This is a genomic window from Cupriavidus sp. FW305-27, from assembly GCF_058787995.1.
Window position 1 is genome coordinate 1 of sequence record NZ_JBYTAG010000002.1, and the last position, 21999, is coordinate 21999.

The window sequence follows — 21999 nt, forward strand, 5'->3', positions numbered from 1 at the left end:
CAGGCCGAGCTGGTGCACCAGCGCGCGGTCCAGGCCGACATCGTCATCACCACCGCACTGATCCCGGGCCGCAAGGCACCGGTGCTGCTGCAGGAAACCACCGTGGCGCAGATGAAACCCGGCTCGGTGGTGGTGGACCTGGCCGCGGCACAGGGCGGCAACTGCCCGCTGACGGTGGCCGACGAAGTGGTCAACCACAACGGCGTCATCATCATCGGCCACACCAACCTGGCCAGCATGGTCGCGGCCGACGCCTCGGCGCTGTATGCGCGCAATGTGCTCGACTTCCTCAAGCTGCTGATCGACAAGGACGGCAAGCTCGTGATCAACACCGACGACGACATCGTCGGGGCCTGCCTGATGACGCGGCGCGAAGAACTGGCGCTGGCCAGCTGCACGGGCATTCAAGGAGATATCGATGGAAATGGTTAGCCACACGGTGATCAACCTGATCATCTTTGTACTGGCGATCTACGTGGGCTACCACGTGGTCTGGACGGTGACCCCCGCGCTGCACACGCCGCTGATGGCGGTGACCAATGCGATCTCGGCCATCATCATCGTCGGCGCCATGCTGGCTGCGGGCCTGACCGAAGGCTACGTTGGTCGCGCAATGGGCACGCTGGCGGTGGCGCTGGCGGCGGTGAATGTGTTCGGCGGCTTCCTGGTCACGCAGCGCATGCTGGAGATGTTCAGGAAGAAGGCACCCAAGGCGCAGACAGAAGCCAAGGGCCAGCCTGGCGGAGAACTGGCGGAGGTGGCGCAATGAATGGCCTGTCGATGAATATGGTGACGCTGTCCTACCTGGGCGCGTCTGTGTGCTTTATCCAGGCGCTCAAGGGGCTGTCACACCCGACCACGGCGCGGCGCGGCAATACCTTCGGCATGGCCGGCATGTTGGTGGCGGCGCTCACCACGGTGGCGCTGATCTTCAAGCTGAAGAGCGAACTGCTGTCCGGCGGGGCGGACCCGTCCGTGCCGGGCACCGGCCTGGCGCTGATCCTGGCGGCGCTGGTAGTGGGCGGCGGCATCGGCGCCTACGTGGCGAAGAAGGTGCAGATGACCAAGATGCCTGAGTTGGTCGCAGCGATGCACTCGCTGATCGGCCTGGCAGCCGTGTTTATTTCGGTGGCGGCCGTTGCGGAGCCCGCTGCCTTCGGCATCACGGTTGCCGGTTCGCATGACATTCCGCTGGGCAACCGCATCGAGCTCTTTATCGGCTGCTTCGTCGGCGCCATCACGTTCTCGGGCTCGGTGATCGCCTTCGGCAAGCTGGCCGGACGCTACAAGTTCCGCCTGTTCCAGGGCGCGCCGGTGGTGTTTGCCGGCCAGCACTGGCTGAACCTGCTGCTGGCGGTGGCGATGGTGGGCTTCGGCATCGCGTTCTTCCTGACGCAGGCATGGATGCCGTTCCTGCTCATGCTGGCGATCGCCTTCGTGCTGGGCGTGCTGATCATCATCCCGATCGGCGGCGCCGACATGCCGGTGGTGGTGTCGATGCTGAATTCGTACTCGGGCTGGGCGGCGGCGGGCATCGGCTTCTCGCTGAACAATCCGATGCTGATCATCGCGGGCTCGCTGGTGGGTTCCTCCGGTGCGATCCTGTCGTACATCATGTGCCGGGCGATGAATCGCTCGTTCTTCAACGTGATCCTGGGCGGCTTCGGCGGCGATGCGTCGGCTGGCGCGGCCGCCGGCGCGCAGGCGCAGCGCAACGTGAAGTCCGGCTCGGCCGACGACGCCGCCTTCCTGATGGGTAACGCCGAGACCGTGATCATCGTCCCCGGCTACGGCCTGGCGGTGGCGCGCGCGCAACACGCCCTGAAGGAACTGACCGAAAAGCTGGCCGAGAAGGGCGTGACCGTCAAGTACGCGATCCACCCGGTGGCCGGCCGCATGCCGGGTCACATGAACGTGCTGCTGGCCGAGGCCGAGGTGCCGTACGACCAGGTCTTCGAGATGGAAGACATCAACAGCGAGTTCGGCCAGGCCGACGTGGTGCTGGTGCTGGGCGCCAACGACGTGGTCAACCCCGCGGCCAAGACCGATCCCAAGTCGCCGATCGCCGGGATGCCGATCCTGGAGGCGTACAAGGCCAAGACCATCATCGTCAACAAGCGCTCGATGGCAGCCGGCTATGCCGGCCTGGACAACGAGCTGTTCTACATGGACAAGACCATGATGGTGTTCGGCGACGCCAAGAAGGTGGTCGAGGATATGCTCAAAGCAACGGACTGATCCCGACGAAGACCGGGAGGAGGTGGTGCAAGCCACTGGGCGAAGGCAGCCACGTCCGCTCTAAGACGGCCATCCCAAAATATCATACGGTCTGTGTTTGCAGGCACTCTATTTTTATGACAGATGTTATTATAAATAGACTGAAAACAGAGTTGCGTAGCGCCTGACCGCTCCTGGAACGCCTCGGCCGCAGGAAGATCGCAACGGCCTGCCAGGGAGGATGATCGACATGAGCACAGCTTTTAGCAATTCCGACATGCAGGGAAACATCCAGCGCGTGGATTTCGGGCGCGTTTCGGTCTTCTTCGGCGAGAAAAGCGGAAAGTATCCCGACGGAAATCAGGTATTGATACGAGGCTCGGAGACTCGCGCGGCGTTCGACACGCCGCTTGTCGCGAACTACATCGGCCCCGAGTTTGACGCGACCGAGCTGGTGGTGATGGGCCATGTACATGAGGACCATATGGCCGGTTTGCATCGTCTTCCGTATGCATCGGTATATGTGCACGAACTGGATTTACCAGCGGCAAGGAGCTGGGAGGGCATGATCGCCGCTTTCGGCAATGCGGAGTACGCATCGGAGACGCTGCTCAAGTTCCAGCGCGAATTCTTTTATGCGCCGCGGCCTGATGCGCAAGGCTACGTCGATGGCGCGTGCTGGGATCTGGGGCAGGCCGGCATTCGCGCTTTCCACCTTCCAGGGCACACCGCGGGCCACACCGTTCTTCTTGTTGAACCGGAGGGAGTGGCTTTCACGGGCGACATCGACCTGACTGGATTTGGGCCTTACTATGGCGACGCGGGGTCCAGCCTGGCGGACTTTCGTCGCAGCCTGGCACGGCTGCCCGAGATTCCGGCCAAGGTTTGGGTTACGTCCCATCACCGGGGCGTCTACACCGATCGCGAGCACTTCCTGCGTGATCTCGCTGCCTATGTGGCCAAGCTGGACGAGCGCGAACAGCGCCTGATGGCCATGCTGCGCGAATCGCCAAAGACACTGGCGCAGCTGGTCGACCTGCGGCTGCTGTATCCGCCGGGCTATGAAGGCTTGTGGGTGGTCAACGCCGAGACCCGTACGATTTCCCAGCATCTGGCGGAGCTGCTGGCTGACGGGCAGGTTGAGGTGAGTGAAGACGGCGTCTATCGGATGAGGTGACATACCTTGGAGGCCATTTCGGCGGTGGCCCTCGGGCCATGTCCCGATGCAGATCGCTGAAGCAGCATCGCATCGGGTTGGCATCGGCAACGGTTTGAGGATATCCGTCGCGCTCAGAAGTTGTGGCGGATACCTAGTGCGGCGCCGAACATGCTGGTCTTGCCAGCACCGGGCTGATAGCCGTTGTTGAACGCAATGGATGCGGTGTCCAGGCACAGGCCGGCATTCTTCGCATAGGCGGTGGTCAGGTACAGGTCCGTACGCTTGGAGAGGCGGTAGTCGGCGATGAACATCAGCTGCCTCGGATTGCCGGCAGGCCTCAGCGCCGGCAAGGTCGAGGGCCGGAACGTCTGGTAGTAGTAGTCCAGCGTCAGGCTCAGGGCAGGCGTCATCTCGTAGTAGACGCCAGCCCAGTACAGATTGTCGCGCGTCAGTGTCTGCCCCGGCGCAGTCGACATGCCCCAGCGGTATCCACTCATGAAGATCGCGGGCCCGACGGCGTAGCTGGCTGCTGCGGCGGCCTTCTTGAATGTGCCGGTACCGGCGAAGTTGCTATTGCCGATGATGCTCGGGTTCACCTGATCATAGGTCACGGTAGCGCTGAACGGCCCTGCCGTATAGGACGCCCGGGCACCATATCCGGTATCGCGGCGAAATTGGCCCGGAACCTCTCCCGATCCGCCAAGGCGGCCGAGGTCCACGGTGCCGCTGCTTCCGCCGGTGCCAAAGCTCCAGTGGGCCCCGACGCTGACCGGACCGAAGGTCCCGGAATACTTGACGGTGTTGTCTTCGCGGTACACCGGTCCGATCTGGGCGATGACGGGTTCATACAGGCTCGACATGGCGGCCGGCGAGAAGTTGGCCAGTGCCTCGAGCATCGAGGTGTATTGGCGCCCGAAGGTGATCTTGCCGTAGGTGGCGCTCTGCAGGCCGATGAATGCCTGCCGGCCAAACAGGCGGCCGCCTTGCTGCATGGTGCCATCGTCGCCGCCGACGCCGCTTTCCAGCACAAAGACGCCGTTCACGCCGCCGCCGAGATCCTCCACGCCGCGCAGACCCCAACGCGAACCAGACAGGCCTTCGCCGTTCAGCGCGTATCGATTGGCCGAGCCGCCGCCCGCGCTCTTGAAGTTGGTATCGATCTCAAGGTTGGTGTCCAGCGTACCGTACAACGTGATGGAGGACTGAGCATGTGCCGCGCCTGCGAAGGCACCAAGTGCTGCCAGTGCGATAACGGGCGTCGTGCCCCAGTTGCGTGCCACATTGCGCGGCACTCGGTGTTTCTCCTCACGGCGCTGTTCCATGACGACGGCATCATCCTTGCTCAACGCATTACGCCTGAATGCATCCATCAACAATCTCCATGTTTGTCAGTTGCCTGGCGGCCGCATGCAAGGACATCGGCCGCGCACTCTTTCTGAAGTCCTGCCCGGCGATTCGCGCGAATCTTGAATTAGCATAACGAGCGTGATGTTAAATAGAAAGGTCGGGTATTCCCTGCGTGGTCCCGGCAAGGAGAGGGGCACAGGCGTTGCCATTTGCTGGCGTGTGCGGACTCAGGCTGCGTGATCCGGATGGAACGGTCCGCACCTGGGAGTTGCTGGAGGCGAGAACGCTGGAGAGGCTAGAATCAGAACATAACGTCGATTCTGTAAAATCAGGCTCCTGGCGGCTAACCAGTGGGCATCCAGTTATCGAGATTTTCAAGAGACAGAACAGAACAATGGACAGCGACGACGATATCGAGCAGGTCTCAACCCGGGGTCGTCCGGTCGGCGACCGCGAAGCGAAGCGCAAGGAGCTGCTGCGCGCGGCATCAATGGTGATTGCACAGGAGGGATATGCCAACGCATCGCTGCGCAAGGTTGCCAAGCATGCGGGCTACACCACTGGCGCGGTGACGTATTACTTCGCGAACAAGGAAGAGCTGGTGGTGGCGCTGATGGAAAGCGCATTCGACCGTTTCGACGCGATGCTGGAGTCGGCCCGGGAAAGGGGTGACATCCTCGCGCCGTTCGAAAGCTGGATCAGGCTGACGGACCGCAGCACGAGGTTCTGGCCGGCGACATCGGAGTTGCTGGCGCAGGGGCGACACGAGCCAGCGTTTGCGGAAGTCATCGCCAGGCGCTACGCGCGTTATCGCCGCTTGCTCGCCGCCATTGTCAAGGACGCTCAGGAACGGGGGACGGTCCGCAACGATATTTCGGCAGACATCCTCACCGACCAGCTCGTTGCCATGGGCGACGGGTGGATGATGATGTACCCCATCGAGCCCAAGCGATTCACGCCAAAGCGAATGCGGGCGCTGATCGATGCCCTGGCGGTGCTGGTTGCGCCTGTGCCAGGCGAGCAGAAGCCTGGCGGACGGGCGGCGCGCGCGTAGCACCGGATCAGGGATGATGGGCGCCATCCAGGGCGCGAGCGACGTCAGCGGCAGCCCTGGTGCCGGTCTCGATGGCACCGTCGATGCCGCCAACCCCGATCGGCGCTATGTCCGCTCCTGCGAAATGGATGCGGCCGTGGGGCCGTCGCATCAAGGGAGCTGCCTGCGTCAGATTGCCGGGGCGGTGATGCATCCATCCGCCTTTGGAAAACGGGTCGTTCGCCCAATCCTGGCAGACGGTGTCCACCACTTCGATGTCCGGAATAAAGTCCCGCAGCGCCTGCTGTACTGCCTCGCGGTCATTGCCGTCCAGCGTTGAGGGATCGGCGCAGAAGCACACCACCAGCGTATCGCCATCGTCGCGGCGTTCGGCATGGGCGGTATTGATGGGATGCTTGCCCGCCGGCGCATAGATCACGAAGGGCTCGATCTCGCCCCTGACCCGTACCCAGATCTTGCTGGGCATGATCGGGTTCTTTTGTTCGATCATGGCGCGCACGGGTTGCGGCAGCGCAGGCGTGACGGAAAACTCGCTCAGCATGTTCAGCGGCAATGCCACCACGGCGCGCCGGGCCCGGATATGCTGTCCATCGCGGGTGGCCACAATGACCTCGTGCCCATTGTCATCGACTGCGGCCACCGGCGTCGAAAGGCGCAACTCGGCTTTCGACTCGGCGCTCATGGCGTCGATCAGGCGACCGGTGCCGCCCTCGATCGGCCAGTGCCCGGCGATTTCCTTGAACGCGCTCCAGTTGCCGAAGCAGATCGCGCACCAGAACAGCAGTTGCGCGAGCCCCTGTTCGTGTTCGGAGCAAACCAGGATGGACATCGCGTTGACCAGCAGGTCACGGTCGTGCGCGGAGAGTTCAAGCGCGTCAAGCCGGTCGCCGATGGTCTGCCTGTCGATCGCGCTGACATCGGCGGCTGCCAGGTCATCTACCTGGGGAAAGTGCATCCGGGCATCGGCAAAGAAGCGGGCGACCAGCGGCGCGGTCAGTTGGTGGAGTTGCTCCCACGTCCCGACGTGTACCACGCCGCCGGCGTACCAGTAAGCTCTGGTCACCGGCATCGGTGTCGCCAGGCCGATGCCATAGCGCTTGAGTTCGCGCCACACATGCGCCTGGGTCCAGTGCACGTAGGTGCCGCCCAGATCGAGGTGCAGGCCAAGGGCCTTTCCCCACCAGGTCCGGCCGCCAATCCGTTCACGCGCTTCGAGCAGTACCACTGAATGGCCTGCCATGCTGAGGTCCCGTGCAGCAGTAACGCCCGCAAAGCCAGCGCCAATCACGGCAACATCGTACAGATCTGTCATGAGTACATCCGTAGTGAGTTTCGGGGGATGCAGGGGTTTCGCAAGGCCCTGCTGTGATGCAATCGCGTAGCAGCCGCCGGCGCTCCTTCATGCGGCGCGTGCCTTGCGGTTCGAGCGTTCATCGAGCCTGCTTGCGACCTTCAGGGCGCCGTTGAGAGCAAACCAGCGCAGCGGCTCGGGCAGCGTCAATGGGGGGACGTGTTGCATCAGCATCGCAAGCAGCGGGTTTTCGATACCGCAGATCTTCTCGGCCAGCATGTGTCCGACCATGCCCTGTGTGCCGACGCCGTGGCCGGAACATCCCGCCGCGTAGTAGATGTTCCGATCCGCTCCGGTGGTGCCGATCACCGGCAGGCCATCGTCGGCATAGCTGATGTACCCGCTCCAGCAGCGCCGGATGGCGATCCCCTTCAGGGGTGGAAAGCGGTCGTGCAGGGCCATCCGCAGCGCTCGATACTGGCCGTGCTCTGGCACGTCCGGCGTCTGCGAGCCGAACGGGTAGCGCAGGCGCTTGGTCGTCACGACAAGCGTGTTGCGCGCCGTCAGGCGATGGCTTTCCATGACCCAGTGCATGGTCGTGATGCCTTCGCGACGATGCCACCCAAGCGCTGCCAGCTGGACGGGTGAAAGCGGTTCGGTTTCGATTGCCGAGAGCCGCAACGGCACCACCTTGTCCGCCAGCGGGCCGAGTTGGGGCGTATCGGCGTTGGTGGCCAGGATCATGACCGGCGCGCTGACGCTGCCGCGCGGCGTCCGCACCTTGACGGTCGGTCCTTCGGTGTAGGACAGCAACGGCGTGTTCTCGTGGATCGTCACGCCCGCCCGCAGGGCCGCGCGCCGCAGCCCCAGGACGTACTTGCCGGGATCGAGCGTGCCGCCGTTCGACACGTAGCTGCCGAACAGGAACGCTGGCGGGATGCCGCGTGCGCGCATCTCGGCCTGGTCCAGATACTCCGATGGGCATCCGAGTTCGGCGCTGATGCGCATATCGTCGCGCACCCTGGCTTCCTGCGAGGGGTCGATGCCGGCACGGATCAGTCCCGACTGGTTGTAGTCGCAGTCTATCCCGTGCTCGGCGAACTTGCCTTCGGCGAAGCTGACGCCGTCCTCGTAGAAGCGGACGATCTGCCTTGCCTTCTCATGGCCTGCGCGCTTGAGGAAGCGGTCGTACTTGAGTCCCTGGCCGCCGGCGAGATAGCCCGCATTGCGGCTGCTCGCTCCATAGCCGCAGAATTCGCGTTCGAGGACGACCACCTTCACGCGGTGCCGGGCAAGCTCCAGCGCCGCGCAAAGGCCGGCGAAGCCGGCGCCGATGATGACCACATCGGCGTTGGTGTGGCCCTCGAGCGGTGGCTGCAGATCGGCTGGCTTTTCTATCCAGCCGCCCAGTGTTCGGTATGTCTTGAAGTCTTCAGTCACGTTGCCGTGCTCCTTGGTCTGGAGATCCATGCTGTCGGGACACAACCACCCGGCAATTTTCGGACATGCCGTGTCAGGCGGCCATGGGCGTGTCCGTGGATTGACGCACGCCGTTTGCAGCGCCGGGCCCTTCGTCGGTAACGGCTTCCAGCGAGCGGTTGGTCGTGCGCGGGCCGAACAGGGCGACGGGGATGGAGAACACGATGTAGCAGGCTGCCGCGGCGAGCATTACGCCCGCCATGCCGTTTGCGGAGAACAGCGCGGCGCCCAGGACGCCGGCGGCCGCTCCGCCGAACCGGCCGCCAGAAATCACGATGCCGCTGCCCAGGGCGCGCAACTGCGTCGGAATCGTCTCCGGGATGTAGGTGTAGTACGCGTTGACGACGAGTCCGGTGATGATGGAGGCGAGGCCCCCCGCACCGATCACCACCCAGCTGGTGGCCGAGATGCCGAGCACGACCAACGGCAGTGCACTGAGCACGGACACGACAAGGATGGTGGACTTGCGTTCATACCGGTCGAGAAACAGCATGGCGACGAACGGCGTGATGCCATAGATCACGTTCCACAGGAACAGGATGAAATACGCATCGTCCTCGGAGTACTTGAGGCTGTACACGAGCGAGTAGACGCCCCACTGCCCGAACAGGTAGTAGCCCAGGGTGGCGCCGAAATAGCCAAGCGTGAGAATTGCTATGGTTCGAAGAACGGCCTTGTCGTTGATGAGGTCGCGCAGCGTTGGTGCTGCGGCGTTCTGTTGAGTTGCGGAAATTCCGGGTTCCTCGAGCGGACCGCGGCGCAGTGCGCGTGCTTCGAGTTCGCTGACGATGCGTTCGGCGCGGTCGGACCGCCCGCGCGACACACACCAGCGCACCGATTCGGGCAGGATGACGCGTGCCAGGGGCGCAATCAGCAAGCCGACGCTGCCAGCAAGGAACAGGTTGCGCCAGGCACCGGTACTGCTGTGCGGCAGATAGAACATTGCCAGTGCCGCAGCTCCGATGCCGGAGACCACGAACCCGATTGTCACGATGGAGACGAAACGGCCACGTGCCTTGCCGGGAAACATCTCGGCGATATAGACAAGCAGCACCGATGTGGCGGCCTGCACGCCGATACCCGTGACGACGCGGGAGGCCAGTATGGTCTCGTAGGTAGGCGCGAAGGCGGTCGCTAACGCGCCCAGCGAGTACAGGACGGTGGTCCATACCAGAACCGAGCGTCGTCCCCACCTGTCAGACAGGCTTCCTCCCGCCAGCGCGCCGATAATCATCCCGATGAAAAACGCGCTGCTGATGAGGCCGATCTGCTCCGTGCTCAGATTGGTATGGGCTTTGATCGTTGGACTGGCGTAGGCAAAGATGGCGTTGTCGTAATACTCCAGCATCAGGTTGGCCGCGAGCAGCGCGGCCCAGACGTAGTGGGAAGCCATCACCGGCAGGCGGTCAAGCCTCGCCAGGATGCTGGATGGCTTATCCGGCCTGACGACCGTATTGGGACGATTCATGTCGGTGTCTCCATCAGCTTTGTCGCTGTTCTTTTTTTCTTTTGGGATCGTGTGCCGCGACCCCGGTGTGCAAACGGGGCCGCGGCATCCGGCAGTCAGCCGGCGCCGCAGCCGGCGACCGCAATGGCGCGTATCTCGACGAGGAACTCGGGGCGGGCCAGCTGGCTTACGCCCACGCCTGTCCACGAGGGATAGCGGTCGGGTAGGTATTCATCCTTGACCTTCACAAACTCATGGATGTCGCCGCGCAAGTCGGTGTGGAAAGTCATGATCTCCACGATATCGGCCATGCTGGCTCCCGCGGCTTCGAGGACCGTCTTCAGGTTTTCAAACGCCTGTCGGGCCTGCGCTTCCATTCCCTGTCCCACCGTGGCCGTCGCCAGATCGAACCCCACCTGGCCGGACACCCAGATCATGTCGCCGACACGGGTCGCCGACGAGAAATGAAGCTGGTCGTAGTGCCTTGCCCGTGCAAGGCCGGGATTGATCATTTGTCGTTTCATGGCTGCTTCTCCGTCCAAGGCGATATCAGGCGATCTGGCGGAAGACAGGCGAGCGGAACGGCTCGCCTTCATTGAGCTTGGCCATTTCTTCGCTGAATAGGGGCCCGTTACGGGCATAGCGCGGGTTCGACAGCGGCAGGGCGCGGAACGTGGCGTCGTCACCGAAGAATCGAAGTACCAGGGTATGGCGGGTCGGACAGTCGGCGTCGACGGCGGCTCCTCCGTGCAGCGAACGCGGATGCAGGAATACGACGTCGCCGGGCGTCACGCCCCAGGAGAGCACGTCCCAGGCGTTCGGATCTTCGGCGAGTTCCTTGTCGATATGCGGAAGGCGGGGCAGAGTGCCGTCGCCGTAGAGCGGATCGGTCGGGTCATCGGCATTCGCGAAGCTGGCCCCGTCGTACTGGATGCCGAGATGCGAGCCGCGAACGATCTCCAGCGAATTCCCCTTTGGAATGGGCTGGAAGGTGATCCAGGCGTTGCCCCAGTGCTTGCCGGCCCAGGGCAGGTTGGCGGTGTCCTGATGCCACGGTCCGCGGCCGCTTTGGCCACCTTCCTTGGCGAACACCTCCTCGGCGAAATACCAGACATGCTCCGATCCCCATAACTCCTGGAATATCTTTCCGAACGGCAGCGTCGAGACCAGATCGTCAAGCTTGTCCTTGACGACCGGATTGGCGTTGTCGATATGGGTCTGCAGGCTCGTGCCGTCCAGCGAGCGGAAGTGATACGGACCCGGATTGGCGACGTTCCACTTGAACGCCTCGTAGCACTGAGCGAGCTGCGCCGGGTCAAGACAGTTTTCTACAAGTACGGCGCCGTCATTGCGAAACGCCTCTCGTTGGGATTGGGTGGTGAGCATGATCGGTCTCCTTCATTCCTCGTGATGGACGCTGGCCGGCGCGATGGACGAACAATAACTCGCAATTCGAATTAACACAACAGGTGTTGTGTTAATATGCGGGCGTTGTTCCCGAGCACGGGCAATGGCACAATGTCATCCATGTAGTCATGGGCTGGGCCGACGAACCTCAGCACACGTTCAGCATTCGTGGCAGGCGTTACGGCAAAGCTGATGAGGGCGTCTTGCGGTACTCCACCGTGAGCCGCAATACCGCAGGACGTTCGGGCGACTGTCGATCGGTCCCATCCGAAATCCCCGAGCCGGGTCCGATCCACGCGATCGGCATTGACGGCGGCGGCCTTCGACGGGGCGCCGCCAGGATGGCTGGTTTGAAGTGATCGTCGGGAAGTCCCTGCGGGATCAGGACCGCGGGCATAGTCTTGCCTACGTGCACAAGCTGGAGCGTCGACCGGCCGATCGTATGTGGAACTTCCTGCTACGAGAAGGTCCGCCACATCTTCGCTAGGCCAGTGATTTGTTTCCTCCGCCAGAGCCAGTCCCTGCCTACATCACGCGCCCGAACCACCACAACGACAGCAGCCCCGCACACGTGGCCAGCAACGCCCCCAGCGCGGCGAAGAACGCAGTAATTTCAACCTGTTCGCGCTTGCCAAACGTCAGCCGCATATTGAGCGCCCGGTACACCCTCTTCAGCTGCGCGGCATCCGCAAGCGGGAAATACTCTGCCCCTGTCGCATTGGCGACTTCCTTCAATACCTTCTCATCCAGCCTGACGCGCGCCGACCAGCCATCGACCGAGAGCACCACACCGTCGGTCGTGCCAACCCCGACGGTATAAACGCGCACGCCGTGCGCCGCGGCAAGCTGCGCCGCCTGCGTCGCGGCCGGGCCGGTGTTGCTTTCACCGTCGGAAAACAGGACGATTGCCCCGGAGGGATAAGAGCCGGGCGTCACGGCTTCGCCGCTGTGGGATGCGTCCGGCTTTTGCAGCGGCGTGGTGTCGCCGTTCATGAGGCGCTCGGCGTCACCAGCCGTCTGCGGCAGCAGCGTCGTCAGCGCGATGAGCAGGCCATTGCCCAGCGCGGTGCCGCCTTGCGGCTTGAGGCGGTCGATCGCCGTGGCCGCGGCATCCTTGCTGCGGCTGGGCGCCTGTGCCACGGCGGCGGTGCCGGCCATCGCGACTACTCCCGCGCTGACGCCCGCGGGCAGTGTGTCGAGTAGAACCTTGGCCGCTTGCTGGGCGGCGCGGATGCGGCTGGGCTGGATATCCTGCGCGCGCATGCTGCCGGACAGATCGATGACCACGACCACGGTCTCGATGTGCGAGGGCAGCATCATCACTGCCTGGGGTCGGGCGATAGCGAAGGTCAGCGCGGCCAGGGCCAGCAGGAGCAGCATGGGCGGCACGTGGCGGCGCAAGGTCGCACCGCCCCTGATGGCAACGCCGACGGATTTCAGGGTGGGATAGTGCACCGTGGCGTGGCGCCGGCGCCTGTCGAGCCATACGTAGCCAGCGGACAGCACGAGGACGAGCGTGAGCAGCCACAGCATGCCTGGCCACAGGAAGCTGAAGACGGGTAGCCGGCTTATGGCATCGGTCATGCTGCCTCCTTGGGCCCGTTCTCCTGCTTTGCTGTTGCGGCGGCACCTTGACGGTGGCGGCGCCGGCGGGTGAAGTGCAGCAGGGCCAGGTCCAGGCGGGCGTAGGTCGACAGCGTCAGGCACGCCACGCCGGCCTGGGTGAAGGCCAGGCGCAATTCGTCCTCGCGCGCCTGGGCGGCGGCGGCGAAGCGTTTGCGGAAGGCCGGGTCGTGCGTGTCGACGAACATCTGCTCGGCGGTTTCGGCATCCTGCAGCACGACCAGGCCCAGGTCGGGCAAGGTCATCTCCAGCGGGTCGACCAGCCGCACGGCGACGACCTCATGGCGCCGGGCCAGCATTTGGAGCGATGCCTGCCAGCCCGGGGCGCTGATGAAGTCGGAGACCACGAACAGCACCGATCGATGTTTCGCGACCGCCCGTGCGCGCTCCAGCAGGTCGCGCAAGCGGGTGTCGCCCGGCGACGCGGCCGGTGTGCCATGCATGCGGTCGAGCAGGTGCAGCAGGTGCCGGCGCCCCGAGCGCGCCGGCACCACCGACGCGCCCGCGTCTGTGGCCCCGCCGTAGAGCAGGGCGCCGACCCGGTTGCCATAGCGCGTCAGCAGCAGCGCCATGACGGTGGTGAAGTCGCTCAGCAGGTCACGCTTGCTCACGCTGCCGGAACCGAAACCGACCGATCCGCTCAGGTCCAGCAGGAACCAGACGGAGACCTCCCGGTCTTCCTGGTACTCACGCACGTGCGGTGTTTGCAGCCGTGCTGTCACGTTCCAGTCGATGTGCCGCACGTCGTCGCCGGGGCGGTATTCGCGCAGGTCGGCAAGATCCAGCCCAAAGCCGCGGAACAGCGTGCGGTAGTCGCCCTGCAGCAGGCCATCGAGGCGGCGCACCACGGTCCATTCCAGGCGGCGCAGCAAGGCCTCGGTCTGCCTTGCGTCGACGCTGGCCAGCGCCGTGCCGGCGGGCATGCTGCCGGGTGCGGCCTCCGGGCCGCTCCGGCGCCGCCTATTGCGCAGGCGCCCGAACATGGGATTCCAATGGGCGCTCCGGGACCGGCAGCGCCTGCAGGATGCGGGTGACGAGCTGGTCGGCAGTCACGCCGTCGGACATGGCCTCGTACGAGAGCACCAGGCGGTGGCGCAAGACATCCGGCACGAGATCGACCACGTCTTCGGGCAGCGCATAGTGCCGGCGGCGCAGGAACGCCAGGGCGCGCGCGCCTTCGATCAGGCCGATGGTGGCGCGGGGGCTGGCACCGAACGCTATGTATCGATCCAGGTCCTCCAGCCCGTAGCCTCCAGGCTTGCGGGTGGCCGCCACCACGCGCACTGCATACTGGAGCAGGCTCGGATCCACATAGATCCTGCCGCATTCGTCCTGCAGGCTTGTCAGGCGCTCCGGCGTCGCGATGGGGCTCACGCTGATGCTGGGGCCGGTGACACGGTTGACGATGACGGCCTCCTCCTCCTCGCTGGGATAGCCCACCAGGACCTTCATCAGGAAACGGTCGACCTGCGCCTCAGGCAAGGGGTAGGTGCCTTCCGTTTCTATCGGGTTCTGCGTGGCCATGACGAGGAAGGGCGTGGGCACCAGATGGGACTCGCCGGCGATGGTGACCTGCTTCTCCTCCATCACTTCCAGCAAGGCGCTCTGCACCTTGGCCGGCGCGCGGTTGATCTCGTCGGCCAGCAGCAGGTTGGCGAAGACCGGGCCCCGCACGGTGGAGAACTCGCCCGTGCCCTGGTTATACATGCGCGTGCCAATCAGGTCGGCCGGCAGCAGGTCAGGCGTGAACTGGATGCGCTTGAAGGAGCCGCTCATGGTCCTGGCCAGCGTCTTGACGGTCAGCGTCTTGGCCAGGCCCGGCACGCCTTCCACCAGCAGGTGGCCACCCGCAAGGATCGCCACCAGCACCCGTTCGAGGAAGTGGTCCTGCCCCACCACCACGCGCTTCACCTCATACAGCAGGCGTTCCATCAATTCGGCGCTGTCCACTGCGCCCCGGGTTTGGTCGTTCATAGGCCCCCGCGATTAGAAAGGAGAGGATCCGATGGAAGCGCCGGCGCTTTCGATCGTGACAGCAAAGCCGATGCCGAGGAAAGTGCCGCTCTGGTTGGGGTTGAGGATGGCGGTGACGATCCCTACCACCTCGCCATCCAGATTCACCAGCGGTCCGCCGGAGTTGCCCGGATTGGCGGCGGCGTCGAACTGGATGAGCTTGTCCAGGTCCCGCTTGCCGTCCGGCAAGACGAACCTGCGGTCGAGCCCCGACACCACGCCGGCAGACACCGACGGGCCGATGCCGAACGGAAAGCCGACCGCGACGACTTCAGTGCCGGGCGCGAGGTTCCGGCTGGAACCGAGCGTCGCCGGCGGCAGGTCGTCGGGGATGGAACTGGGCCGGATCACGGCTAGGTCTTTCTCCGGGAACGCCTGCACAACCGAGGCCTCGGCCGTGTGGCCGTCGTGGAACCTGACCTCCAGGCGCAGGGCGTCGGCGACGACGTGGTAGCTGGTGAGAATGGTGCCGCTTTCGGTCACGACCACCCCCGAACCGATGTGGCGGGCTGTGCGCTTGCCGCCGGACTCGCCCTTGCTGCCCGGTGGGTCGCCTTTTGCGAGTTCATCGCCCGAAGGCGGCGGGGATAGCGGAGCCGATTCGGGAGGTGCCTTGCGGCGTGTGGCAGGGGGATCACGCTTGGCGTGTGGGGCGGATGCCGCTTTCTTCGGCTTGTCCGCAGCCTTTTCGGCTGGCGCATAGCTGCGAACTTCCACCACCGACTCGCGAACCGCCTCTGCCGCCCTGGCTGTGCGCGAAGGCAGGCGCTTGGTTTCCAGCGTGTGCAGCACGGCGGAGTCGATGTCGGCTTGCTTGAGGACGCGCGGCGTCGGCTGCAACAGCCAGGCAGAGCCAACGACCGCCGCGAGCACCAGCGCCACCGCTGCCGAGACCCATCCGTAGATCGTTACCCGTCTCATTGCCGCTCCCGAGGTCCCGTCCCGCCGTGAAAAATACAGTACCATCGTCTTACCCACGCGCCAAGGAGCAGGTGCATGCAGTTTCTCTGGCCGCAAATGCTCTGGCTGTTGCTTGCGCTGCCCCTGCTGGCAGCCGCTTACCTGTACCTGATTGCGCGGCGCAAGAAAATCGCGCTGTTGTATGCCAGCCTTGCGCTGCCGCGCGCCGCCCTGGGTCCCGGCCAACGGCTGCGGCGTCACATTCCGCCACTGCTCTTCCTGCTCGCGCTGGGCGTGGCCCTGCTGGCTTGCGCCCGTCCTACGGCGACGATCACGCTGCCGTCCGACACCATCACCCTGGTGCTGGCCATGGACACCTCCCGCAGCATGGCGGCGACCGACGTTGCACCAACCCGGATCGGCGCATCCAAGCAGGCTGCCCGGGATCTCATCGTCGGGCTGCCGGCCAGCGTGCGCCTGGGCATGGTCTCTTTTGCCGCCACCGCGACCGTGGTGCTGCCCCCCACCGACAACCGGCAGGACATGCTCGACGCAATCGATCGCTTCCAGCTCCAGCTCGGCACGGCGACCGGCAGCGGGCTGATCCAGGCGCTGGCAGTGTTGTTCCCCGACGATGGCATCGACCTGGAAGCCATCCTTTTCAGCGGCGAGTCGCTCGCACCCGGTCCCGGCGGCAGATCGCTGACAGAGGCCGCCGCGGCGGACGCCGTCCGCAAGCGCGAACAGGAACGGCCGGCGGCGCAGCCCGGCTCGTATCGGCACGGTGCGGTAATCCTGCTCAGCGATGGCCGCCGCACCACCGGCCCGGACCCGCTGGACGCTGCGCGCATGGCCGCCCAGCGCGGCGTGCGCGTCTATACGGTGGGCTTCGGTACGCCGCAGGGCGGAGCCGCGGCAGAGTCGGGCCTGTCTTACTACATGCAGCTCGATGAACCCGCCTTGCGGGCGGTAGCGGCGATAACGAACGGCGAGTACTTCCAGGCTGGCTCGGCTGCGGACCTGAGCCAGGTGTATCGCCAGCTCAGCGCCCGCTTCGCGCTCGAGCGCAAGGAAACCGAGATCAGTGCATTGTTCTCGGCAGCAGCGGTCCTGCTGCTGGGGGTGGCGTGCGGGCTCTCGATGCTGTGGTTCCGGCGGTGACCTGAAGCACGGTTGATGAAGCTGCCGGGTTCATTCCCTGAGCCATCCATGGGCGCAGCGGGTGTATTTCCGGCCTGGATCTCACCCGGGAACCGAGACGCCACACGCTAATGGCCGCATGATCCATGCCGTCTTGCGCATGGACTGCGCCAGCTTTCCGCCCCCGGCGGCGCCACAAGGAGCTGGATGGGCGCCCAGACAGTGACGGAAACAAATGTGCCGCATCTACACGAGCCGCACAAGCAGAAGGATAGCCAGTGAACGGATCAATGGAACGGGCCTGCCACTGCGTCAGTCGAAATCCCCCCGATCGGCTGCGAAGCGAACCAGCGTCAGGAAATGGCAAAGTGGCTGCACCGTTCCCAGTGGGAATCGTCCGACTTCTAGCGGCCTTCTTCGACAAGTCCATGCACTTCAACGGTGGCAGAATGGCTTGTGCCCGCTCTCCCGTCACAGCTTTGACGGAGAGGCACGCCACGCGAGGTTGACGACATTGTGCTGACCCTTACGGATGTCTCCAAGACATACAACGGCGCCCGACCGCGCACGGTTCTCCGCGGAGTCAGTCTTGCGCTGGACGCCGGCGAATTTGTCGCCGTCATGGGCGAATCGGGCGTGGGCAAGTCAACGCTGCTCCACCTGATCGCCGGTCTGGATCGGCCCGACAGTGGCCGCATCCAGTTCGACGGACAGGATCTGGGCAAGCTGGACGACGATGCCGCAACCTTGCTCAGGCGTCGCAAGCTGGGGTTCGTGTTCCAGGCCTTCCACGTGCTGCCGAATTTGAGCGCGGCGCAGAACGTGGCGCTGCCGCTGCTGTTGAACGGCCTCGAGCAAAAAGGGGCGTCGGCGCGCGTTGCCGAGATGCTCGCCGCGGTTGGGCTTGAGGGGCGCGAGGACAGTCTGCCGCGCGAGCTTTCCGGCGGGGAGTTGCAGCGGGTGGCGATTGCGCGTGCCCTGGTACACCGTCCAATGCTGCTGCTGGCGGATGAGCCGACTGGCAACCTTGATCACGAGACGGCCGCGCGGGTGCTGAGCCTGCTGCGCAAACTGGTCAACGCAAACGGCACGGCCGCGATTATCGTCACGCATTCGGCAGTGGCTGCGGCGACGGCGGATCGCGTCTTGCAATTGACGCCAGGCGGATTGACGCCGCTGGGGCCACAGCCGCCGATGAGCGCGGCCGCCTAAGCCATGCGAACGCCGCGCTCACTCGGCCTTGCACTACTCCTGGGCGAATTGCGCGCCCATCCCGGACGCGCCATCATCGGCATCCTTGCCGTGGCCATCGGTGTGGCAATGGGCTATGGCGTGCATCTGGTCAACCACGCTGCGTTGGCAGAGTTTTCCCAGGCGGTGCGCTCCTTGATGGGGAATGCCGATCTGGAGATCCGCGGGCCGCGCATGGGCTTCGACGAATCGCTCTATCCGCGCATCGCGGGCCTGCCGGAGGTGGCGTCGGCCAGCCCCGTGGTGGAAGTCAATGCGCTGGTGCCGGGGCGCACCGGTGCGCTGACGCTGTTTGGCATCGATGTGTTCCGGGCGGCGCCTGTAACACCCAATCTGATCGGGCGGCCCGCCGAGGAGCGCGCGGGCAAGCTCGACGTTCTCGATCCCGACGCCGTGTTCCTGTCGCCGGCGGCGCTGAGCTGGCTCGATCTCAAGCCCGGGGACCCGCTCACCGTACAAGTCGGGCTGACCGCGCTTACGCTGCGTATTGCCGGCACGCTGCCGGCGGCGGGCGAGGGCATGCGCCTGGGCGTGATGGATATCGGTGCCGCGCAGTGGCGCCTCGACCGGCTTGGCCTGCTGCAGCGGATCGACGTCAAGCTCAGGCCGGGAGTGGACACCGACAACTTTGCGCAAGCGCTGGCCGCGCTGCTGCCGCCAGGGGTGGTGGCGGGTTCGCCGCAGGACAACGCGCGCCGGACTTCCAACCTGTCGCGCGCCTATCGGGTGAACCTGAACGTGCTTGCCCTGGTGGCGCTGTTCACAGGCGCCTTCCTGGTGTTCACGATGCAGGCAGTCTCGGTGCTGCGGCGGCGCTCGCAGCTTGCACTGTTGCGCGCCCTTGGGGTGACGCGCGCTGGTCTGCTGCGGCTGCTGCTGGCGGAAGGCGCGGTGCAAGGCGCGCTCGGCGCGATGCTCGGCCTGGCGCTTGGCTTCTTCCTCGCCGCCACGGTGCTCGGGTACGCGGGCGGAGATTTGGGCGGCGGCTACTTTGCAGGTGTAAAGCCCAAGGTCCGGTTCGACGCGCTGGCAGCGCTGATCTTCTTCACACTCGGCCTGTCGGCGGCGGTGCTCGGCAGTCTCGCACCGGCATGGGAGGCCGCACGCGCGCGGCCGGCGCAGGCGCTCAAGGCGGGCGATGAGGAGACACCGCTCAAGCGGCTACGCTCGCCGTGGACCGGGCTTGCTGCGATGGCAGCCGGGCTTGTGCTGACGCCACTGCGGCCGGTGGCGGATCTGCCGGTCTTCGGTTATGCGGCGATCGCCCTGTTGTTGGTGGGCGCCATCCTGCTGATGCCACGGCTGGCGCATCTCGTGTTCGGCTTGCTGCCCTCTTGGCGACGGGCTGTGCCGCAGCTTGCCCTGACCCAGCTCGCCGGCGCACCGGGCCGCGCGGCCATCGCGCTGGCCGGCATAGTCGCCAGCTTTAGCCTGATGGCGGCGATGGCGATCATGGTGTCAAGCTTTCGCATCTCGGTGGACGATTGGTTGCACAATGTCCTGCCGGCCGACCTTTATCTGCGTGCTTCGTCAAGCGGCGACAGCGCGTATTTCTCGCTTGACGACCAGGCGGCCATCGCCAGCGTCCGTGGCGTTGCGCGTGCCGAGTTTCTACGTTCGAGCCAGATCCTGCTTGATCCCGAGCGCCCCCCCGTCACGGTCATTGCCCGGCCGATCGATCCGCGCAATCCGGGCGCACGGTTGCCGCTGACGGCAGCGCCCGTCGCGGCGCAGCCGGGGGATCCGCCGGCGGTATGGGTCAGCGAGGCGATGGTCGACCTCTATGGCTTCCGCCCGGGGCAACGTATCACGCTGCCGCTGCAGGGCCGGCCCGTCGCCTTCCTGGTGGGCGGCGTGTGGCGCGATTACGCACGCCAGCATGGTACGGTCGTGATCAGCCAGGACGATTATCGACGGCTCACGGACGAGCGGCGTGTCACTGACGTTGCCCTGTGGCTGGAGCAGGGCACCGGCCCGGCGCAGGTCAAGGAGAGGCTGCGCCAGCGCGTCGCCGGCGGTGAACACATTACCTTCGCCGAGCCTGGCGAGATTCGCACCGTCACCTTGAGAATCTTCGACCGGAGCTTCGCCGTGACCTACCTGCTGGAGGGCATAGCGGTCGTGATCGGCCTGTTCGGCATCGGCGCCAGCTTCAGCGCGCAGGCCCTGGCGCGTGCGCGCGAATTCGGCATGCTGCGGCATCTCGGCTTCATGCGTTGGCAGATCGGCGCGATGCTGGCACTGGAGGGCGCGTTACTCGCTCTGCTTGGCGTGGTAGCCGGTCTTGCGCTGGGATGGATCATCGCCCTGATCCTGGTTCACGTTGTCAACCCGCAGTCGTTCCACTGGACCATGAGTTTGCATTTGCCCTGGGCATTCCTCGCCCAGTTGGCGAGCGCGGTGGTGGCGGCGGCCTCGCTGGCTGCGCTGGCGAGCGGGCGGCAGGCGATGTCGCGTAGCGCAGTGCGCGCGGTTCAGGAGGATTGGTGAAGAGGCGCTCATTCCTGCTGTTGTTGCCGGGTTCCGGCGTGGCGGCCGCGGCGCTGGGCGCAGCGCCCGCTTATCCGCCAGTCGCCGCGGGACGAACCCTGGCCTTCCCGCGCGACCACGGCGCGCACCCCGACTATCGCACCGAATGGTGGTATGCCACCGGCTGGCTGCAGACGCCGGCAGGAGCGCCGCTCGGCTTCCAGGTTACGTTCTTCCGCTCGCGCCCGCCGTTCGACCAGGCCAACCCAAGCCGCTTCGCGCCGCAGCAACTGCTGTTCGCCAATGTCGCACTGAGCGATCCCGTGGCCGGCAAGCTCCAGCACGACCAACGCGCGGCGCGCAGCGGCTTCGGCCTTGCGCTTGCCGATACTGCCGATACCGATGTGTACATCGACAACTGGTCGCTGCGCCGAGAGGCGACGGGGCACTACCGAGCCAGATTTCCCGCGCGGGATTTCACGCTCGATCTGACAATGGAGCCAACCCAACGGTTGCTGCTACAGGGCGAACGGGGATACAGCCGCAAGGGACCGCTGGCGGCCCAGGCGAGCTATTACTACAGCCAGCCGGGGCTCAAGGTGAGCGGCACCCTGGAGCGGCGCAGCCTGCAGGAAACCGTGCACGGCACCGCCTGGCTGGATCACGAATGGTCGTCGACCTTGCTGGCCGACGAGGCCGTCGGCTGGGACTGGCTCGGCCTCAGCCTGGATGACGGCAGCGCGTTGATGGCCTTCCAGATCCGGGACAAGCCGGGGCGCAAGTTCTGGGGAGGCGGCACGCTGCGCGGCAGCGACGGTCGCGTCCAGGTACTGGCTCCCGACGAGGTCAACTTCATGCCGGCACGCCGTTGGCGCTCGCCTCGTACCGGCACGAGCTATCCGGTTGCCATGCGGTTGAACGCAGGCGGTCTCACGCTCGAACTGCTACCGCTGATGGATGATCAGGAACTCGATAGCCGCGCGAGTACCGGCGCGGTCTATTGGGAGGGCGCGGTGACGGCGTTGCGGGGAGGCAAGGTGGTCGGACGGGGCTACCTCGAACTGACCGGGTATTTCCAGCGCCTCAATCTTTGACTTGAGGCCCGGCCCGGGTAATAGGGAGCGGCCGGTCGGAGTGCCCGCCCGCCGCTTCGCTCGGCGATTCACACGATTTCCCTCAATCGCAAGATTCTCGCCATACCC

The 21999-nt window shown here is 65.2% G+C and carries 18 protein-coding genes and 2 pseudogenes; 10 read left to right on the forward strand and 10 right to left on the reverse strand.

What is annotated here, in order from left to right; translation table 11 throughout:
- The 4 genes and pseudogenes from AC3WRI_RS01025 to AC3WRI_RS01040 all read left to right on the forward strand — a co-directional run.
- Positions 1 to 432: pseudogene (locus tag AC3WRI_RS01025) on the forward strand (NAD(P)(+) transhydrogenase (Re/Si-specific) subunit alpha); the annotation flags it as partial.
- Positions 419 to 769: an NAD(P) transhydrogenase subunit alpha part 2 gene (locus AC3WRI_RS01030; protein ID WP_058696833.1), complete on the forward strand. Its 351-nt coding sequence runs from the start codon at positions 419 to 421 to the stop codon at positions 767 to 769. The pseudogene AC3WRI_RS01025 and the gene AC3WRI_RS01030, both read left to right, overlap by 14 nt.
- Positions 766 to 2238, forward strand: a complete 1473-nt coding sequence (locus AC3WRI_RS01035) for an NAD(P)(+) transhydrogenase (Re/Si-specific) subunit beta (protein ID WP_492292361.1) — start codon at positions 766 to 768, stop codon at positions 2236 to 2238. Before AC3WRI_RS01030 ends, AC3WRI_RS01035 begins: the two co-directional genes overlap by 4 nt.
- 229 nt (positions 2239 to 2467) lie before the next feature.
- Positions 2468 to 3394 carry an MBL fold metallo-hydrolase gene (locus AC3WRI_RS01040; protein WP_010814608.1) on the forward strand — a complete coding sequence of 309 codons (927 nt, stop codon included), beginning with the start codon at positions 2468 to 2470 and terminating at the stop codon, positions 3392 to 3394.
- Between the two features lie 113 nt (positions 3395 to 3507).
- On the opposite strand, the gene AC3WRI_RS01045 is transcribed toward AC3WRI_RS01040, so the two are convergent.
- On the reverse strand, positions 3508 to 4746 hold the full coding sequence (locus tag AC3WRI_RS01045) for a porin (protein WP_492292363.1): 1239 nt from the start codon (positions 4744 to 4746) through the stop codon (positions 3508 to 3510).
- 371 nt (positions 4747 to 5117) lie between these two features.
- Here AC3WRI_RS01045 and AC3WRI_RS01050 point away from each other — a divergent pair, with 371 nt between their 5' ends.
- Positions 5118 to 5777, forward strand: a complete 660-nt coding sequence (locus AC3WRI_RS01050) for a TetR/AcrR family transcriptional regulator (RefSeq protein WP_010814606.1) — start codon at positions 5118 to 5120, stop codon at positions 5775 to 5777.
- A gap of 7 nt (positions 5778 to 5784) precedes the next feature.
- Here AC3WRI_RS01050 and AC3WRI_RS01055 read toward each other — a convergent pair whose 3' ends face one another.
- The 5 genes from AC3WRI_RS01055 to AC3WRI_RS01075 all read right to left on the reverse strand — a co-directional run bounded on the left by AC3WRI_RS01055 (position 5785) and on the right by AC3WRI_RS01075 (position 11380).
- Complete coding sequence (locus AC3WRI_RS01055; protein WP_010814605.1) at positions 5785 to 7089, reverse strand: flavin monoamine oxidase family protein; 1305 nt, start codon at positions 7087 to 7089, stop codon at positions 5785 to 5787.
- Between the two features lie 87 nt (positions 7090 to 7176).
- A complete protein-coding gene (locus AC3WRI_RS01060; RefSeq protein WP_492292365.1) occupies positions 7177 to 8538 on the reverse strand; it encodes an NAD(P)/FAD-dependent oxidoreductase in 1362 nt (453 codons plus the stop codon).
- A 43-nt stretch (positions 8539 to 8581) separates the two neighbouring features.
- Positions 8582 to 10015, reverse strand: a complete 1434-nt coding sequence (locus AC3WRI_RS01065; RefSeq protein WP_492292367.1) for an MFS transporter — start codon at positions 10013 to 10015, stop codon at positions 8582 to 8584.
- Positions 10016 to 10110: 95 nt separating this feature from the next.
- On the reverse strand, positions 10111 to 10518 hold the full coding sequence (locus AC3WRI_RS01070; RefSeq protein WP_037024242.1) for a RidA family protein: 408 nt from the start codon (positions 10516 to 10518) through the stop codon (positions 10111 to 10113).
- Positions 10519 to 10543: 25 nt separating this feature from the next.
- Complete coding sequence (locus AC3WRI_RS01075) at positions 10544 to 11380, reverse strand: phytanoyl-CoA dioxygenase family protein (RefSeq protein ID WP_010814601.1); 837 nt, start codon at positions 11378 to 11380, stop codon at positions 10544 to 10546.
- Between the two features lie 293 nt (positions 11381 to 11673).
- On the opposite strand from AC3WRI_RS01075, the pseudogene AC3WRI_RS01080 reads away from it, so the two are divergent.
- Positions 11674 to 11870, forward strand: a pseudogene (locus AC3WRI_RS01080) (ISKra4-like element ISBte1 family transposase); the annotation flags it as partial.
- A 56-nt stretch (positions 11871 to 11926) separates the two neighbouring features.
- Here AC3WRI_RS01080 and AC3WRI_RS01085 read toward each other — a convergent pair.
- The 4 genes from AC3WRI_RS01085 to AC3WRI_RS01100 are packed head-to-tail and all read right to left on the reverse strand — an operon-like array spanning position 11927 to position 15958.
- Positions 11927 to 12985 (reverse strand): VWA domain-containing protein, encoded by a 1059-nt coding sequence (locus AC3WRI_RS01085; protein ID WP_010814600.1) that lies wholly within the window; start codon positions 12983 to 12985, stop codon positions 11927 to 11929.
- Positions 12982 to 14007, reverse strand: coding sequence for a DUF58 domain-containing protein (locus AC3WRI_RS01090; protein ID WP_492292369.1), 1026 nt, complete (start codon positions 14005 to 14007; stop codon positions 12982 to 12984). Before AC3WRI_RS01090 ends, AC3WRI_RS01085 begins: the two co-directional genes overlap by 4 nt.
- Positions 13985 to 14998, reverse strand: a complete 1014-nt coding sequence (locus tag AC3WRI_RS01095; RefSeq protein ID WP_011617339.1) for an AAA family ATPase — start codon at positions 14996 to 14998, stop codon at positions 13985 to 13987. The genes AC3WRI_RS01090 and AC3WRI_RS01095 overlap by 23 nt, the downstream gene beginning before the upstream one ends.
- A 12-nt stretch (positions 14999 to 15010) precedes the next feature.
- Positions 15011 to 15958 carry a S1C family serine protease gene (locus AC3WRI_RS01100; RefSeq protein ID WP_011617338.1) on the reverse strand — a complete coding sequence of 316 codons (948 nt, stop codon included), beginning with the start codon at positions 15956 to 15958 and terminating at the stop codon, positions 15011 to 15013.
- Positions 15959 to 16033: 75 nt separating this feature from the next.
- Between AC3WRI_RS01100 and AC3WRI_RS01105 the strand changes: the two genes are divergently transcribed.
- From AC3WRI_RS01105 to AC3WRI_RS01120, 4 genes are all read left to right on the forward strand, one after another.
- The gene (locus AC3WRI_RS01105; protein ID WP_010814596.1) at positions 16034 to 17098 is read left to right on the forward strand and encodes a VWA domain-containing protein; all 1065 of its coding nucleotides are present in this window, start codon (positions 16034 to 16036) and stop codon (positions 17096 to 17098) included.
- A 495-nt stretch (positions 17099 to 17593) separates the two neighbouring features.
- On the forward strand, positions 17594 to 18289 hold the full coding sequence (locus AC3WRI_RS01110) for an ABC transporter ATP-binding protein (RefSeq protein ID WP_011617337.1): 696 nt from the start codon (positions 17594 to 17596) through the stop codon (positions 18287 to 18289).
- A gap of 3 nt (positions 18290 to 18292) precedes the next feature.
- Entirely contained in the window at positions 18293 to 20818 is a 2526-nt protein-coding gene (locus AC3WRI_RS01115) for an FtsX-like permease family protein (protein ID WP_492292371.1), read from the forward strand.
- Positions 20815 to 21891: a lipocalin-like domain-containing protein gene (locus AC3WRI_RS01120; protein WP_492292373.1), complete on the forward strand. Its 1077-nt coding sequence runs from the start codon at positions 20815 to 20817 to the stop codon at positions 21889 to 21891. The genes AC3WRI_RS01115 and AC3WRI_RS01120 overlap by 4 nt, the downstream gene beginning before the upstream one ends.
- Positions 21892 to 21999: the final 108 nt, after the last annotated feature.

Coding starts and splice junctions, on each gene's coding strand:
- AC3WRI_RS01085 (WP_010814600.1), bottom strand. CDS start 12,985: ATGACCGATGCCATAAGCCGGCTACCCGTCTTCAGCTTCCTGTGGCCA.
- AC3WRI_RS01100 (WP_011617338.1), bottom strand. CDS start 15,958: ATGAGACGGGTAACGATCTACGGATGGGTCTCGGCAGCGGTGGCGCTG.
- AC3WRI_RS01090 (WP_492292369.1), bottom strand. CDS start 14,007: ATGTTCGGGCGCCTGCGCAATAGGCGGCGCCGGAGCGGCCCGGAGGCC.
- AC3WRI_RS01060 (WP_492292365.1), bottom strand. CDS start 8,538: ATGGATCTCCAGACCAAGGAGCACGGCAACGTGACTGAAGACTTCAAG.
- AC3WRI_RS01050 (WP_010814606.1), top strand. CDS start 5,118: ATGGACAGCGACGACGATATCGAGCAGGTCTCAACCCGGGGTCGTCCG.
- AC3WRI_RS01095 (WP_011617339.1), bottom strand. CDS start 14,998: ATGAACGACCAAACCCGGGGCGCAGTGGACAGCGCCGAATTGATGGAA.
- AC3WRI_RS01040 (WP_010814608.1), top strand. CDS start 2,468: ATGAGCACAGCTTTTAGCAATTCCGACATGCAGGGAAACATCCAGCGC.
- AC3WRI_RS01045 (WP_492292363.1), bottom strand. CDS start 4,746: ATGGATGCATTCAGGCGTAATGCGTTGAGCAAGGATGATGCCGTCGTC.
- AC3WRI_RS01105 (WP_010814596.1), top strand. CDS start 16,034: ATGCAGTTTCTCTGGCCGCAAATGCTCTGGCTGTTGCTTGCGCTGCCC.
- AC3WRI_RS01030 (WP_058696833.1), top strand. CDS start 419: ATGGAAATGGTTAGCCACACGGTGATCAACCTGATCATCTTTGTACTG.
- AC3WRI_RS01115 (WP_492292371.1), top strand. CDS start 18,293: ATGCGAACGCCGCGCTCACTCGGCCTTGCACTACTCCTGGGCGAATTG.
- AC3WRI_RS01065 (WP_492292367.1), bottom strand. CDS start 10,015: ATGAATCGTCCCAATACGGTCGTCAGGCCGGATAAGCCATCCAGCATC.
- AC3WRI_RS01075 (WP_010814601.1), bottom strand. CDS start 11,380: ATGCTCACCACCCAATCCCAACGAGAGGCGTTTCGCAATGACGGCGCC.
- AC3WRI_RS01070 (WP_037024242.1), bottom strand. CDS start 10,518: ATGAAACGACAAATGATCAATCCCGGCCTTGCACGGGCAAGGCACTAC.
- AC3WRI_RS01035 (WP_492292361.1), top strand. CDS start 766: ATGAATGGCCTGTCGATGAATATGGTGACGCTGTCCTACCTGGGCGCG.
- AC3WRI_RS01055 (WP_010814605.1), bottom strand. CDS start 7,089: ATGACAGATCTGTACGATGTTGCCGTGATTGGCGCTGGCTTTGCGGGC.